Genomic DNA, 15435 nt, shown 5'->3' with positions numbered 1-15435 from the left:
CTACACCACCCACAACAAGGGCGACGGTGACGCGGTAGCACCATGCCCTAGTTGCCAGCTAGGGCCTGGGCCATCAGCTCGATACACCAACAGCCGGTCGTCATCCGAGAAACAAGGTCGCAATGTCTGCCAAAATACAGACCAGTCGGAATCCGCCAGAGCTACCTCAAATAATGAATCTTGATAACCGTCGCTGGCTCGGCGCAAGCCTCGCAGCGCCTGCCGCCGACGCCTATTGTCGTGAATATCGTACGCCATCAATAACCACATACAGGCCACCTCAACACCGCAACTGGAGAATCAGGCATAGATAAACCGGGCGGACTTGGCAAGTACGTCGACCTGACGTACGATACTTAAGCTCCTTAACAAACTGTACAAAAATCAGACAACAACAGCGCACCAACTTGGTGCAGAATTAACCACTTTAAGTGATTGATTCACTGCTTGTTTTCTTGGCAATGGAGTTAAAACCACGCCCTGTTAATAAAGGGATTGAGACTGTCGTCTAGCGAGTAGATGTAGCGGCGTGCGTCTGTTAAAACCACGCCCTGTTAATAAAGGGATTGAGACTTAGTATTGCTCAGCTTATAGCCGTAGCCTATTGTTAAAACCACGCCCTGTTAATAAAGGGATTGAGACATTAACCAAGCGCGATATCGCCCAGCAAATTCGTTAAAACCACGCCCTGTTAATAAAGGGATTGAGACAGTGCTTGAAGGCCGTCTTCCGCACGCAGAACGTTAAAACCACGCCCTGTTAATAAAGGGATTGAGACTTAACTTTTCCATCTTTAAACCCTCTTTTTAGGGTTAAAACCACGCCCTGTTAATAAAGGGATTGAGACGTCTTGGCTGCTGTCTTCAAGCTGTATCCAGCCGTTAAAACCACGCCCTGTTAATAAAGGGATTGAGACTGTTGGGTGCCCATTTAGTTCACCGATAGCTGTGCGTTAAAACCACGCCCTGTTAATAAAGGGATTGAGACCAGGTAGTACGGATCATGGCCTAACATCTTTTCCGTTAAAACCACGCCCTGTTAATAAAGGGATTGAGACGTGTCGCGGATATTCGATAACCCTGCACTGTTCCGTTAAAACCACGCCCTGTTAATAAAGGGATTGAGACTGTTCATAGATACCGCATTTGATGTGATCACCGTTAAAACCACGCCCTGTTAATAGAGGGATTGAGACTCGATAATCAGATCTAATTCAGATTGTGTAATCGTTAAAACCACGCCCTGTTAATAAAGGGATTGAGACCCACTAAATGCAGCATGATTCTCAATGGTTAAAGTTAAAACCACGCCCTGTTAATAAAGGGATTGAGACTTGAAACGCGCTTTCAATGGCCGAGCTTTCGTGTTAAAACCACGCCCTGTTAATAAAGGGATTGAGACTCAAGCGTTTCGATGTAGGTCATGGCCAGCTCAGTTAAAACCACGCCCTATTAATAGAGGGATTGAGACTTGATTTCAGACATGTTTTATCCTTAATCCATAGTTAAAACCACGCCCTGCTAATAAAGGGATTGAGACCGCCTGCATGTATTCCTCGAACTTCAGCTTTTGGTTAAAACCACGCCCTGTTAATAAAGGGATTGAGACATCAACGGTCCCGTAGCAGCCCAGTCGGTGCAGTTAAAACCACGCCCTGTTAATAAAGGGATTGAGACCTGCTAGTTCGCTTGCGTCGTATGCACTCATTGTTAAAACCACGCCCTGCTAGCAAAGGGATTGAGACGTGAGCTCAATCATCAGAATCTCCTGACTGTTGGTTAAAACCACGCCCTGTTAATAAAGGGATTGAGACATATATGAATAACCTTTACCGCTTCTTTCTTTGTTAAAACCACGCCCTGTTAATAAAGGGATTGAGACTGCGCTCTCGCTCCTGCTTGAGCCGCTGGTTCGTTAAAACCACGCCCTGCCAATAAAGGGATTAATCTGATTTCTATGCAGCAATTAAAAGAGACGAGCGTTTGTTACTCCACCACGCCAAGTCAGCTAAAAGGCTTAAATGTCCAATTTTTGTACAGATTTCGTCCAATACATTGCCGATGTAACCTGGTGTTACATATGCCGGCATAGCCATAACCATAGCGGCCCGTTAAGTAACCACTCTTTCTGGTCAGCCTAAGCTGGGAACAAACCACCGCTTAGCTATTGCATCTTGCTGCTGATCAAATACTCTATATCCCTTGTCATGGAAGCGACGAGTCGATCCGTTTTGCCATAGCGCTTCCTGAGTCAATTGTATCGATCACACAGCACGGAGACGCTGCATGCCAGATGCCCCGATCAACGAAGATTCGCCACTACACCAAGCTTCGTGCATTGCTTTAGCGGTGTATGCTCGAGCCATCGGTGAATTCGCATGGCGCGCCCAAGATCAATCAGCAAAACATGACCCTTCATCGCAGAGCAGTGCAGCTGAGTGTACCGTGACCGCACTGCAACAATTGCGTGATAGCCTGCCATTTAAGCAGCATCAAAGCGCTGCACCATTCAGTAGCTGGTGGCAACTGAGTGAATCAGATTCTTTTGTTTGTGTAGCTCAGGGTGGGAGTGATTCAGTGCTGGAGCACCTTATCAGCGAAGCCTTTGCGCTAGCTGCGGGAGTAACACAGCTACCGCCAGAAAACGCCACTCAAGCAGTTTCACATTTAACAACCCTGTTTGAGCAAATAGGCAATTCATCGGATACGGCCCACTATCATTACCCGTCAACCGCCTTGTCTGCGGCGAGCATATTTCCTCAAAGAGCCAACTCAACTCCCGCTAGCTACGCCACTTTATGGCAGGACTTTGTTGAAGCTGTTACCAAGATTCCAAACAGTCACCAGCACTCATTACCTTTGTGGTTGGATCATTTCGATAGTTGCTGGCAGGTGTATGCTCAGGCGATTCCTTCACGTTTCAGCTCAGATACTTCGCTGTATGACCACAGTCGCCTTGCAGCAGCTTTTGCCGTCGCCTTATGGCATAACCGCCAGGCGGATAAAGGTCAGAATGAGCAAGCACGCGATAAGGCTTCTGAATTTTTACTGATTCAAGGTGACTTTTTTGGTATCCAACCCTTTATTTTTGCTCAGGGTGCCGAAACAACTAAGCACGCCGCTAGACTGCTTAGGGGCAGATCACAATATGTGTCACTAATCACTGAATGCGCCGCTTTAAAGCTCTTAGAGTCTCTAAACCTACCCTCATCCAGTCAGATTATTAACGCTGCTGGTAAGTTCTTGATACTTGCCGCCAATACCGAGCAATCACGCCACTCCATTGCTCGAGTTCAAGCGATATTTAATGATTGGTTTTTACAACATTGCTACGGCGAATCTGGGCTAGGCCTAGCCACAGTAACCGCCGGTAAAAGACAGTTCATAAAGGAAACTGGCCAGTTTCCAGGCCTACTTCAACAGCTGTTTGAAGCATTAGCCATCAGCAAGGTACAGCGCTTGAACCTCTGTACCAACGAAGCTCCCAATGCCGTGTTACCGGATTATGTGCAACAGATTCAAAGTCACGGTGGGGTCGTTTGTCCGATTACTGGCAAAGGTGCTGCGAGCTCAGCAATAACAACCGCCAGCAGCGCCAGCGAAGGCTTGAATGTATCACCACTGGCCCATGATCAAATAGAAATTGGGCGCAGAATTGGCGGTAAAGCCGAACGCTTGGCCATTACACGATCCAAACTACGTGGTACACAGCTGGAAGTTAGTCTATTCGGTTATCACATGCGGTTTATCAGCGATGAGGAATCATCGGGACAATTTAGCCACGAAGCTCAGCATGGCAATCTTCGGCGACTGTTTGATTTTTCTTTAGCATCAGATACTCACCAAGTCAGCTGGAATGGCTATGCTCGACGAGCCATCAACGGCTATGTTGCCACACTGTCAGCAGCAGACCTAACTTCACCACGTTACGACGATTTAGCACCACCAGAGCAACCTGGGCAGGAAGGCGATATAAAAGAGTTTAGTCACATTGCTCGTGACGATCGACAACTAACCAGCAACGCTACCAAGCCGTATCGAGGTACCGTCGGCTTGGGAGTGTTAAAAGGCGACGTGGACAATCTAGGCTGGCTATTTCAGCACGGTCTGCAGCACCCTAGCTTAGCGACCATGACAGCATTGTCTCGCCAGGTTAACGCTTTTTTCTCTCTCTATCTGCCCGCTTTGTGTGCCGAAAAGTACCCTAACACCTACACCGTATTCGCCGGTGGTGACGACTTCTTTCTTATAGGCCCTTGGCACAGTTTAATTTTGCTCGCTGCCGAGTTGCGCCAATCATTTAGAGAATACACTGCCAACAACGAGAAGATCACCTTCTCCGCAGGCATTGCCATGTGCAAGCCAACCACTCCGATCCCACAACTGGCTAGGCTTGGCGAAAGCGCTCTGATGGAAGCAAAAGCTTACCATCATGGTGATCGTATAAAAAATGCACTGCGATTATTATCCCAGACTATTCACTGGGACGACTACCATCAAGTCGATCAAGCCGCGCAGGTGTTAATTGAACTCGCAGACTCCGCTCAACTGTCGACGGGATATTTCTACCAGCTATTGGAACTGATAGATCTTGCCGAGCAGCAGGACAGACCGGAATCTGGCCTATGGCGCTCACGCTTAAGCTATCGAACTATCCGTCATTTAAGCACCCTTAATTCCAGCCAACAGGATCGCGATGCGCTGTATCAAAAACTGGTTCAAACCATTGGTGCCGACGGCATTGCCAAACTTAAGTCGGCGTATCGTATTCCTGTATCCATGTACTTGTACCGCCACCGAGATTGAGGAACTGGCATGAATCAAAGCAAGCGAGAAGTTTCGACCAACATCAGATTGGATGACATAGATATCAAGTCGCCGAGTTTAGATCTCTACGCCGATATAGCCGAAGAAAAAGCCAAAGTCGTAGCATCGGCCCGAGGGGAGTTCAATAAATCAACCCAGCTGCGCCGATTCTATGACGAAGTCCTTATGTGGGAGCAAAAGTCCCGGCGCTGCAGTGCCGATGAGTTTAATAACTTCCTACCTCTGATTCGCATGCTGAAGGCAAAAGTTGCCTATGCCAAAGGACGCAACCTGGTTGATGAAAACTTCTTCTCACTGTTCAGCCATTGCCTTAGCCAGGTAAACGACAAAGACTCTTTGCGCAGCTTCAAACTTTTTTTTGAAGCGTTTATGGGCTTTTACAAAGTACATGGTAAGTAAACCCAGTTCCCGAAAATAAGGATATCTTATGCAACTGAACAACATTTTTACATTAAGCGCCACACTGGAGCTGGTGACTGGGCTAAGAATCGGTGGCAATGCCAGTGAAATGCAGATTGGTGGCATTGATAACCCAGTGCTTAAACATCCCTATACGCTAGCACCCTACATTCCAGGCTCCAGTATTAAGGGAAAAATGCGTAGCATGCTCGAATGGCGTTGTGGCGTCGTTGTAGACTGCCAGGGTGGGCCGCTATCGGCAGAAAAACTAGCAGAATTTAAAGGTGATAAGCGCCAGCGGGCTGATGCGATCGCGCGTTTGTTTGGGCTCTCCGGTGATGCCGACAGCGAAATTGTCAAGGAAATTGGCCCAACACGGCTGTCGTTCTGGGATTGTGCTCTCAAGCAAGATTGGCTAGATCAACGTCAACCCGAAGAGCTGCTTACAGAGGCCAAAAGTGAAAATGTGATTAATCGTATCAGTGGCAAAGCAGAGCACCCTCGACAGGTCGAGCGAGTACCAGAGGGCGCCGAATTTGACTTCCGACTATCCTACAAAGTCATCGACAACGAAGACTTATTAGATGAAATCCTGGTAGGCCTAAAACTGCTTGAACTCGACGGCCTAGGCGGTTCAGGGTCTCGAGGGTACGGTAAGGTTAAGTTTATCGGCTTGCAGCTAAACGGTGAAGATATCAGCGAACGATTCAACCGCACCGACCCATTTGCAACGGCACAGCGGTAAGGAGGCGATATGAGCCACCAAATGTATCGCTTGCGTATTCGACCGCGTAGTCCTTTTGTCACACCTCTGCGTGGAGACACATTATTTGGCATGTGTTGCCAGATGGTTGCCGAGCAATCATCCCAACAGCTAGTTCGTTGGCTTGATGGTTATTTAAACGCACAGCCTTTTCTTGTTTTGTCTGATGCATTTCCGAGTAGCTATCTTCCACGTCCGGCTTTGCCACTGCATTTTTTCGGTTATCACTCCACCGCGATCACACAACGCAAGCAAGCGATAAAACATCATTGGTTGCCCCTAAAGGATGTGCATCAACCCGTATCACTATGGAATGAGTTTTTATGCCGTGACGACGAGTTACTGATATCAGGAAAGAATACCAGCGCCCCACTTTGGCAACACAGCATAAGAACCCACAATAGTATTAATCGCCTGACTGGCACAACCGGCCGGGGTGAAGATGGCTTTGCCCCCTACGAAAGAGGCCTTACTTGGTACCACCCAGAGCTGGTCATGGATATTTATGCAGTACTCGATAGCCGTATTACTATTGATCAACTGAAGCAAATACTCACTGCTATTGGTCAGTTCGGCTACGGCAAAGACGCCAGTACCGGCTGTGGACGATTCGAAGTGGTCGACGCTGAACAGTTTTCAACAGAGCCAGTTCCTCAAGAAGCTAATAGTTGGTTAACGCTGGCACCTTGTGCACCACAAAACTGGCACGATTCACAAGGTCATGGCTGGCAAGCGCAGAACTGCTTTTATGACGTACATGTTCGGTTTGGTAAACACGGTGCTGCTGCAGGGGGAAAAAGTCCAAACAACTTTGTTCCGTGGAAGAATCCGGTTCTATTAGCAGATACTGGCGCTTTGTTGACCCCAGTGAATGCGCAATCATCACTATTTTGTGGTCAAGGGCTAAGCGAACTATCTGTTTGTCATCCTGATACAGTTCAGCAAGGGTACAGCCCTATTCTGCCAATACATTTCGACGGCATTAGGGAGGGTTGCCAATGAAATCCAATATCTCAACTCATCGCTATCGCGTTAGCGTACTAGGGCCTCTACATTTGGGCGCAGGCGAAGATTATCTCCCTACTCACTATGTTATCGATGATGGCTATCTTCATGCACTAAGCGATGGGGGCCTCAATCAAGGCTTAGGTCAAGCAGGGCTAGAGCAGCTGGCCGACCTAATTGGTGAAGGAAAGCCGGAAGAAATCCTACAAGTACGGCGCACTATTCATAGTAAAAAGGACCAACTCCTGCCTTATTCGCAGCGCTTGATACCTGTGAGCAGAGGCGTAAATCAGTTGTATGAAGATCGAGTAGGTAAGATCGCTCAACGGGAAGATAATCGTAATATCACCAACCAATTGGCTATTGCTCGATGTGCTTACTCTCTTTTCAAACAACAGCCTCTATTAACGGGTACAGCGCTAAAAGGCGCCATCAGAACTGCGTGCATGGCTCATTGGCTGCAAGAGAAAAGTACACATAATAAAAAATTTGAGAAAAGTAAAAATAGTAACCAGCTAGCTAAAGAACTACTCAGTTACCAGAGCGTTGAGCAAGACCCTTTTTATCGCCTTAAGATCAGCGATGCCAGCTATCAACAGCCAGACAACCTAATCGCAACAGAAGTATTGTTCTCGGTTAGCCAGCGCCGAGTGCCCAATCCCAAAAAAACAGCCAAAGCCCTACAAACCCTATTGGAATGCATCAGCCCTTGGCGCCATAGAGCTTTCAGCGGCGATATACGCTTTGTAGATATAAATAACGAGCGCCGAGACTCAAACAGGGTTCCCAGTCACCTGAAAGCCTTAGCTGAGCAGTGCAACAGCTACTATTTCCCCAAATTGCAACAAGAACTGCAACAACTTGGAAAAAACGCGGGATATTTAAGTTCGACATGGGTTGAGATAATGACAGCCCTATGTGCCCCTGATAGCGACTTCAAACAAGCTTTAGATAAAGGTCAGGCCATGCTGTTGCGACTGGGTAAGTACTCTGGCGCAGTCGATAAGACGCTCGACGGTTTACGCTCCATCGAGATAATGACTCCAAGAGGACAAGACTCTAAGTACCAAAGCACCACCAATGAGGTCCGCCTAGCAGCTAAACATAAGCAAGACCCCGAGTTGTTGCCGTTTGGCTGGGTAGTTGTGGAGTTCGATGACACAACCATTGCTTCGTTGCAACAGCTTCTAAACACGGCCAGTGAACCAGCCCGTCAAAAGCTAGAGGAAGCGCGCCAAAAACAAGCAATGTTGACTGAGGCGAAAGTAGAACTACAGCGCAAACAGCAAGAGCAACTGCAACAAAAGAAAGCCATTGAAGAGCAACAGCAACAAAAGGCTCAGCGCCAGCAAGAACTGGAAAACATGAGTGAGCCTCAACGTTTGCAAGCGCAGTTACGTGATTTTATTGAACAAAACCCTCAGCTAAAAAACACTGGTCAACCAAACAACCTGATATTTGAAGCGCTGAGTAGAATGATCAATCAAGCCATCAGTTGGCAGCGACCCGACCAAATTGATGCCAAGATCCTGATGAAGGAAACTTTCGATTTCCTTAGTATAAATCGTAAAAAATCCAAGGCAGCCAAGCGTTTATGGGAACAGCTTAAGGACGTCGAATGAGTACCCTACTGCTAAAACCCCTACCCATTGCGCGCTTTCGTTTCGAAGTGCGAGCATCGCAAGATTTTACCTTGCCGCTGTATGCAGGCTCTATGTTACGCGGTGCGTTTGGTCATGCTTTACGTCGCTTATCTTGCATGACACGACAGCCCAGCTGCGACGGCTGCTTATTGTACGCAGGCTGCCCCTACACGCGTATTTTTGAAAGACGCGATGCGCAGCTGTGTAGCAATACTTACGTGATTGAAGCACCCGATCCAGGTCAGCGCAGGTTAGCAGCGGGGGAGCATTGGCACTTTAATTTGGTGCTATTCGGTGATGCATTGCAACAAGTAGCGCTTATATTTCTCGCCTGGGAGCAGGCCCTAGCGCGTGGCTTAAGCAAGCATAATATTGCCATGCAGTTGCACGCCGTTTACGACACCAGCACTGAACAGCTGTGTTACCAGCCTGGTGGCCAAATTAATGCTTGGCAAACAGTGTCCCACCCCACCACCGAGCAGGCAAACAAAGCACGGCTACGCTTTTTAACCCCCCTACGCTTACAGCAACACGGCAGCATTCTTGGCCCACAGCAGATAACCGCGCCAGCATTATTGATGGCATTGGCACGACGCTACAGCACGCTGGCTTCCAGCAACCCACAAGACCCAGGGGTTGATTTTAAACGCCTCAAACAGCAGGCACAGCGGCTAAATACCCATACCCAATTACGATGGCTGGACTGGCAACGCTACTCAAACCGCCAGCAACAGGTCATGCCGCTCGGAGGGGTCGTCGGCAATATCGAGTTAACTGGCGACCTCAATGAGCTGTGGCCTTTGCTTCAGCTGGGGCAATGGCTTCACATTGGCAAAAGTGCCAGCTTTGGTTTAGGGCGCTATCTGCTGAACCCTCACTACAACGCAGCAGAACTCATTAATGATAACCCATATAGTGATCGCCAGTGCTCAGCCGCTGGCTAATATAATTCCGCTGTTGCAGTATCGGCCAGAAAATGTAGTCATTCTGGCATCCGACACCATGCAGGAAAAAGCTCAGTGTTTGTCTGCAGCTCTAGTCACAGCCGGCTGGAATGCAGCACACATTAGGGTGATCTCTTCTATGCCAGATCACGACTATCCGGCGATCACGCAGTTTTTACAAACTCACATAGCACCAAACTGTGAACATCCTTTGTGGGTCAATATCACCGGTGGCACAAAATTAATGAGCTTAGCCGCTTATGAAGTATTTAACCCCTGTGCTGAGCGCATTCTGTATGCCAACACAGTGGAGCGTCGCATTGAGTTTCTCGGCAGCGCTGCCCCTAGGGCAGAAGAAATGCGAGACGTATTGACCTTACCGCTATGCCTTCGCGCTCATGGCCTCACCGCTCAAGACTCCCAAAGCAACCATAGTGACAACTGGCAAAATCACATTCATCAACGCGCGGAGCTTAGCCACTTTTTAGTCAGCCACCACCTTGATTTGTTACAGTTAATCAAACAGCTCAATAGTACTTTTGCAGGCAAGAACAAACAGCATAAAAGGTTACACTGGCAAGCCCCTACCTCAGTAGAGCAGCAAACACTTACTCTATTAACCGAGCACGGTCTGCTCACCCCAAGCCATGACTCAAACGAATGGATGCTAGGCAGCGCCGACCAAGCCAATACTTATTTAAGCGGCAGCTGGCTCGAAGAATATACCTGGCTATGCGCCCAACCTCACCTAGCCCCAGACCGCCTAGGCCATAGCGTTAAAGTCAACGTGCAGGGTAAGATTCACAACGAGGGGGATGTGCTGATTGTGGCCAATAACAAACTTCTGCAAATCGAATGCAAAACCGGGAATATCAACAAAGGTGGCCAACACACAACCCATAAACTGGCGCTGTTGGCCAGTCGTCTCGGCGGCTTGCTGGCGGACAAGTTGCTGGTCAGCCTAATAGAGCCAGACACCAGCTTGTCTGAAAGATTGAATAGCCACCAGATACAGGTATGCAGCGGCACAGAGCTCAGCCAGTTGCCGCAGCTGCTGCAACACTGGGTAAACCACGGCGACTGGCCACCACACTAAGGCCTTGGCCTAACCGCCAACGACCGATACACTGGCGCAAGCTCTTTAAACAAGATGATCAAAAAACAGACAACTTCTATGCACCCAATTGGTGTACAAATATCCGTTCTAAGTGATTGATTTACTGCTTGTTTTCTAAGCAATGGAGTTAAAACCACGCCCTGCTAATAAAGGGATTGAGACGACTTAGCTTGGATTTTCTCGCCTTAGCGAAAGTTAAAACCACGCCCTGCTAATAAAGGGATTGAGACAAAGCCGCGCAGGTTTTCTGGACACAGGCTGTTGGTTAAAACCACGCCCTGCTAATAAAGGGATTGAGACAGATCAAGGTCTTCTGCGGTAGCATCGGGTTCGGTTAAAACCACGCCCTGCTAATAAAGGGATTGAGACTCTTTGAACGAATCCACCAAGAAACCATTTTTAGTTAAAACCACGCCCTGCTAATAAAGGGATTGAGACAACTCTGGCGCGTCGGATTCCTCGCTGCTGTGTTAAAACCACGCCCTGCTAATAAAGGGATTGAGACTCCTTCAACTTACGACGTGCAGATTGCTCTGTGTTAAAACCACGCCCTGCTAATAAAGGGATTGAGACGAACGCAAGGTGTTCTCATGGGCGCGACTCAAGGTTAAAACCACGCCCTGCTAACAAAGGGATTGAGACCGTCTTCCCAAACTCGGTAATACAGCTCGTACAGTTAAAACCACGCCCTGCTAACAAAGGGATTGAGACGCTTTCAGTTCAGTGTTAGAAACATTGCAATCGTTAGAACCACGCCCTGCTAACAAAGGGATTGAGACGCTTCCAGCTCGGCGGCTTCGTTGGCTTCGTAGTTAAAACCACGCCCTGCTAACAAAGGGATTGAGACGTCATAGGTAAGACTGTAGCGTCACCCATGGTTGTTAAAACCACGCCCTGCTAACAAAGGGATTGAGACCATTCGAGATGGCCGTGGCCGTCACAGTCTTCGGTTAAAACCACGCCCTGCTAATAAAGGGATTGAGACATGGCTGATTTGGCCTCAGCACCGTATTTTCCGGTTAAAACCACACTCTGCTAATAAAAGATTCACACCAAAACCCTTGCACCTTGAGTTTCACACCAGGCAGATTTGCACCTTTCAAGAAAAGAGAAAACATCGATTTTTCTAGGATGTGGCGACATATCATGTCGCTATATCCTTTCTTATAAAAAATACTGAGCCAAAGTTCTTACACTTTATCTAACACCCTTGTTTTTGAGAGCAACAAGCCTTGCTAATAACAAGATCAAGGTGAGTTACGTCACCATCTTGATCTCTAAAAACAAGGGAGCAAACCAAATGCAAATTAACTGTATGCACTATGCTGCGATGACAGCCATTCTTACAGCAACACTGTCCGCGTGTACGACCAAAACTACATCCAATGCCTCTTACGTGACATCAAACAACTTTTGCGCTTCTAGCCAACCCGGGCAAACGCTATTTTATAACGGCACAATATTAACCATGGCCGACTCTACTGCTGATATGCTTGGCAACTACAGCGCCATGCTGGTTAACGGTGAGCAGATCGTCAGTGTTGGGGTAGATAGCATGTTTGCTGAGTGCAAAAGCAATCACAATGTTAAGAAGGTAAACCTCAAGGGTAAAGCGCTGATGCCTGGTTTTATCGAACCGCATATGCATTTAACACAAATGGTTGACTATTCTGCTATTGCAGATCTTTCACCCTGCTTACCAGAACTCTATTATTATCGCCTATATGATCAAGAAGGTGTTCCCTCACTGTGTGACTATGGTAACTCGACCTCGACCGTTACTGGCCTTGCATGGACTAAAAGTCGATTGCAAGACTGGTTGGATCAGAATCCACTATCGCCATGGGTTATCGGTAATGGCATTGACCCCGCACGCTTTGGTAATACAAGCGATGCACTCAAAAGCGCAGCAGCACTGCGCAACAATCCCGCACAGATAATCGATGAAGAGTTATTGCCCAGAAAGGCTGATGGCAAACCTGTTTTCTTACTCGATCAATCTGGCCATGTTGGCTATGTTAACGGGGCCGCATTTGTTGCCGCCGGTATTTGCTCAAAATGGCCTTGCGGGCCCAAAATAAACCTTAATCCTGGTGTCACACTCCCCCAAGACAAAACACCAGCACTCGGCACTTGGCAGGTTCATGAAGGTCTATTTACAGGCTTGCTACTCGAAGAGCCCGCGTATAGTAATTTTTTGGTTAAAATAGGAAAAGACCTTAAGACAGGAAAAGACAGTCCATTTTTCTTTTTGACTCTTGATGATGGATTCAAAGCAACCGCTCCTATTGTCAAAAAAATCGCCGCTTCAGGCGTAACAACGGTAATCAATGGTGGTGGCTTTTCTGTTAGTGAAATCATGTATTTACACGACCTAGCCTACCAAAACGGAAACGCTGATAGCCTGCTAGACACATCTGATATGCCAGCTTTGCGCTACCGTACGCTGATGGCGAGTACGATCCAAGACCAAAGCAGAGCAGACCAGTCCCCAGTCAAAACTGTCACGCAACTGGAGCAGCAAGGCATCGCCTCTAGAACCAACACCTGGCCTACACCAAACAACGAAAGTATGCCCACTGGTATTTTTGCGGCCAATGGAATTAAGGTTTGGGCTGATGGCTCGACCCAAGGTTGCTCAGGGTTTCTAGCAGAGAATTACGCTACCGATGGAGTCTGTGATGGAAAAGAAGGGTATTTAGGTTCAAATTATTCAAACTCCACCTCAAAGCCACTAAAAAGACCTGAGCAATCACTAAAGCCGGGAGACGAGCCATTCCAAGGCGACGGTTCGCTGTATCAAACAATGTTACCATTCTGGCATGATGGCTGGATGCTCCAAGTTCATGCCAACGGTGACGATTCAATGATATCCACCGCTAACAGCATGGCTTATCTTCAACAGCAACAGGCAAACACGAATCCCATGGTATTGATTCATGCAACTGTTGCTGGCAACCCTAGTACGCCAGAGAAAGCAACTCCGGCGGCACTCAACGCCGTCGGCCTAGCCAAGCTTCGAGGCGTCAATCTTTCTACCTCACACTTAACCGGCCACGTTGCCTATTGGGGTGGTGCTTTCTCGAGCATTTTAGATGGCCATGCAACGATCGACATTAACAAGCAGGATCATAGCCGCCTGCCATATCTGGATGCTTACACCCTAGAGCAGGCTATGGGCATCGATTTCTCACTTCACTCCGATGCTCCCATCGCTCCCGTCAATCCTCTTTGGTATGTTGAGCACATGCGTATACTGAATAACATCAATGGAAAAAAGGGGCGTGCTACTTGGATTTATCCTGATTTAGACACTAAGCAGGCCACTGCCCTACCCACCGAAGGAGCAGCATCAGGCCCTGCTGAAATCTACCAACTTCTTAAAGCCATCACATTAACACCTGCTCAACAAAATCGGTTGGATGATCACATTGGCTCTATCAAGCCCGGTAAAACTGCCGACTTAGTAATCTTGTGTAAAAACCCGCTGGAAGCAGGCAAAGACATTGGAGACATAGCCAGTATTGGTGTTCATTCCTCTTATGTCGGTGGCAAACCGGCTCACCATGAAGGTACATGCTTATAAACCACTCTGGGTGTCACAGCGTGTGACACCCTGTTAGTGCTGATAGAGTTGAGCCCGACACCAGCTTGTCTGAGAGACTGAATAGCCACCAGATACAGGTATGCAGCGGTACAGAGCTCAGCCAGTTGCCGCAGCTGCTGCAACACTGGGTAAAGCACGGCGACTGGCCACCACACTAAGGCCTTGGCCTAACCGCCAACGACCGATACACTGGCGCAAGCTCTTTAAACAAGATGATCAAAAAACAGACAACTTCTACGCACCCAATTGGTGCAGAAATATCCGTTCTAAGTGATTGATTTACTTCTTGTTTTCTTAGCAATGGAGTTAAAACCACGCCCTGTTAATAAAGGGATTGAGACGATTGAAAACGCTTTCCGTAGCGCACTTTCACCGTTAAAACCACGCCCTGTTAATAAAGGGATTGAGACAGAAAACCCCGCAACGTGGTATAGATAGATTTGTTAAAACCACGCCCTGTTAATAAAGGGATTGAGACTGTTAGCATCAGTCATGTTAGCACGAGTCATGGTTAAAACCACGCCCTGTTAATAAAGGGATTGAGACGTTGAATTTGTTCTGCATCGAAATCGTTAAACGTTAAAACCACGCTCTGCTAACAAAGGGATTGAGACTTCACACCGTCATCCTCTGACGCGAGAATCTTAATGTTAAAACCACGCCCTGCTAACAAAGGGATTGAGACTGCGCGAACCATGTGGTTCTCAACAGCGTGAATTGTTAAAACCACGCCCTGCTAACAAAGGGATTGAGACGCTGAAAGATCGGCACCTCGCCGGAGGTCGGTGTTAAAACCACGCCCTGCTAACAAAGGGATTGAGACAGATTAACAGTGATACTTGGTAATCGTTTTCGGTTAAAACCACGCCCTGCTAATAAAGGGATTGAAACAACGATGCCTCGTTTAGAATGGCACGGAGCCAAGGTTAAAACCACGCCCTGCTAATAAAGGGATTGAGACCGGTAGTTGTTGTCGGCGTCGGCGGCGGCCAGTTGTGTTAAAACCACGCCCTGCTAATAAAGGGATTGAGACGAGCTACTTGTGCCGGTTGGCCGTAGTTATTCGTTAAAACCACGCCCTGCTAATAAAGGGATTGAGACATAGCGGTAACGATGATAACGGCATCACCG

Annotated in this window: 9 protein-coding genes and 3 CRISPR repeat arrays (1 of these 12 running past the window's edge); of the genes, 8 read left to right on the top strand and 1 reads right to left on the bottom strand. The window is 47.9% G+C overall.

Translation table 11 applies throughout. The annotated features are described in order from the left end of the window. The gene (locus IE090_RS05250) at window positions 1-270 is read right to left on the bottom strand and encodes a CRISPR-associated endonuclease Cas2 (RefSeq protein WP_189387295.1); all 270 of its coding nucleotides are present in this window, start codon (window positions 268-270) and stop codon (window positions 1-3) included. 196 nt (window positions 271-466) lie between these two features. Continuing rightward, window positions 467-1949: a CRISPR direct-repeat array (repeat unit 36 nt; unit sequence GTTAAAACCACGCCCTGTTAATAAAGGGATTGAGAC). Between the two features lie 336 nt (window positions 1950-2285). Here IE090_RS05250 and cas10 point away from each other — a divergent pair. The 8 genes from cas10 (at window position 2286) to IE090_RS05210 (ending at window position 14283) form a co-directional block, all read left to right on the top strand. Continuing rightward, window positions 2286-4805, top strand: a complete 2520-nt coding sequence (gene cas10 / locus IE090_RS05245) for a type III-A CRISPR-associated protein Cas10/Csm1 (protein WP_189387294.1) — start codon at window positions 2286-2288, stop codon at window positions 4803-4805. 9 nt (window positions 4806-4814) lie between these two features. After that, a complete protein-coding gene (gene csm2, locus IE090_RS05240) occupies window positions 4815-5225 on the top strand; it encodes a type III-A CRISPR-associated protein Csm2 (protein WP_189387293.1) in 411 nt (136 codons plus the stop codon). Between the two features lie 28 nt (window positions 5226-5253). Then, window positions 5254-5970, top strand: coding sequence for a type III-A CRISPR-associated RAMP protein Csm3 (csm3, locus tag IE090_RS05235; protein WP_189387292.1), 717 nt, complete (start codon window positions 5254-5256; stop codon window positions 5968-5970). Between the two features lie 9 nt (window positions 5971-5979). Further along, the gene (csm4, locus tag IE090_RS05230) at window positions 5980-6990 is read left to right on the top strand and encodes a type III-A CRISPR-associated RAMP protein Csm4 (protein ID WP_189387291.1); all 1011 of its coding nucleotides are present in this window, start codon (window positions 5980-5982) and stop codon (window positions 6988-6990) included. Beyond that, a complete protein-coding gene (gene csm5, locus IE090_RS05225; protein WP_189387290.1) occupies window positions 6987-8615 on the top strand; it encodes a type III-A CRISPR-associated RAMP protein Csm5 in 1629 nt (542 codons plus the stop codon). Before csm4 ends, csm5 begins: the two co-directional genes overlap by 4 nt. Next, window positions 8612-9580: a CRISPR system precrRNA processing endoribonuclease RAMP protein Cas6 gene (cas6, locus tag IE090_RS05220; RefSeq protein ID WP_189387289.1), complete on the top strand. Its 969-nt coding sequence runs from the start codon at window positions 8612-8614 to the stop codon at window positions 9578-9580. The genes csm5 and cas6 overlap by 4 nt, the downstream gene beginning before the upstream one ends. Continuing rightward, on the top strand, window positions 9537-10676 hold the full coding sequence (locus IE090_RS05215) for a Card1-like endonuclease domain-containing protein (protein ID WP_189387288.1): 1140 nt from the start codon (window positions 9537-9539) through the stop codon (window positions 10674-10676). The genes cas6 and IE090_RS05215 overlap by 44 nt, the downstream gene beginning before the upstream one ends. A gap of 147 nt (window positions 10677-10823) precedes the next feature. Next, window positions 10824-11682: direct repeats of the CRISPR family, unit length 36 nt; unit sequence GTTAAAACCACGCCCTGCTAATAAAGGGATTGAGAC. Between the two features lie 315 nt (window positions 11683-11997). Continuing rightward, entirely contained in the window at window positions 11998-14283 is a 2286-nt protein-coding gene (locus tag IE090_RS05210) for an amidohydrolase family protein (protein ID WP_189387287.1), read from the top strand. A gap of 326 nt (window positions 14284-14609) precedes the next feature. Then, a CRISPR array of direct repeats spans window positions 14610-15435; the repeat unit is 36 nt; unit sequence GTTAAAACCACGCCCTGTTAATAAAGGGATTGAGAC; it runs 520 nt beyond the window's last position.

Origin of the sequence: Bacterioplanes sanyensis, assembly GCF_014652515.1 — a bacterium.
GTDB classification, from domain to species: domain Bacteria; phylum Pseudomonadota; class Gammaproteobacteria; order Pseudomonadales; family Oceanobacteraceae; genus Bacterioplanes; species Bacterioplanes sanyensis.
The sequence above is the reverse complement of the archived record's forward strand: the minus strand, read 5'-3'. Positions and strand labels throughout refer to the sequence as shown.

Bases quoted from the DNA above. Each gene is read 5' to 3' on its own strand.
- IE090_RS05250 (WP_189387295.1), bottom strand. From the start codon at position 270: ATGTGGTTATTGATGGCGTACGATATTCACGACAATAGGCGTCGGCGG.
- cas10 (WP_189387294.1), top strand. From the start codon at position 2,286: ATGCCAGATGCCCCGATCAACGAAGATTCGCCACTACACCAAGCTTCG.
- csm2 (WP_189387293.1), top strand. From the start codon at position 4,815: ATGAATCAAAGCAAGCGAGAAGTTTCGACCAACATCAGATTGGATGAC.
- csm3 (WP_189387292.1), top strand. From the start codon at position 5,254: ATGCAACTGAACAACATTTTTACATTAAGCGCCACACTGGAGCTGGTG.
- csm4 (WP_189387291.1), top strand. From the start codon at position 5,980: ATGAGCCACCAAATGTATCGCTTGCGTATTCGACCGCGTAGTCCTTTT.
- csm5 (WP_189387290.1), top strand. From the start codon at position 6,987: ATGAAATCCAATATCTCAACTCATCGCTATCGCGTTAGCGTACTAGGG.
- cas6 (WP_189387289.1), top strand. From the start codon at position 8,612: ATGAGTACCCTACTGCTAAAACCCCTACCCATTGCGCGCTTTCGTTTC.
- IE090_RS05215 (WP_189387288.1), top strand. From the start codon at position 9,537: ATGATAACCCATATAGTGATCGCCAGTGCTCAGCCGCTGGCTAATATA.
- IE090_RS05210 (WP_189387287.1), top strand. From the start codon at position 11,998: ATGCAAATTAACTGTATGCACTATGCTGCGATGACAGCCATTCTTACA.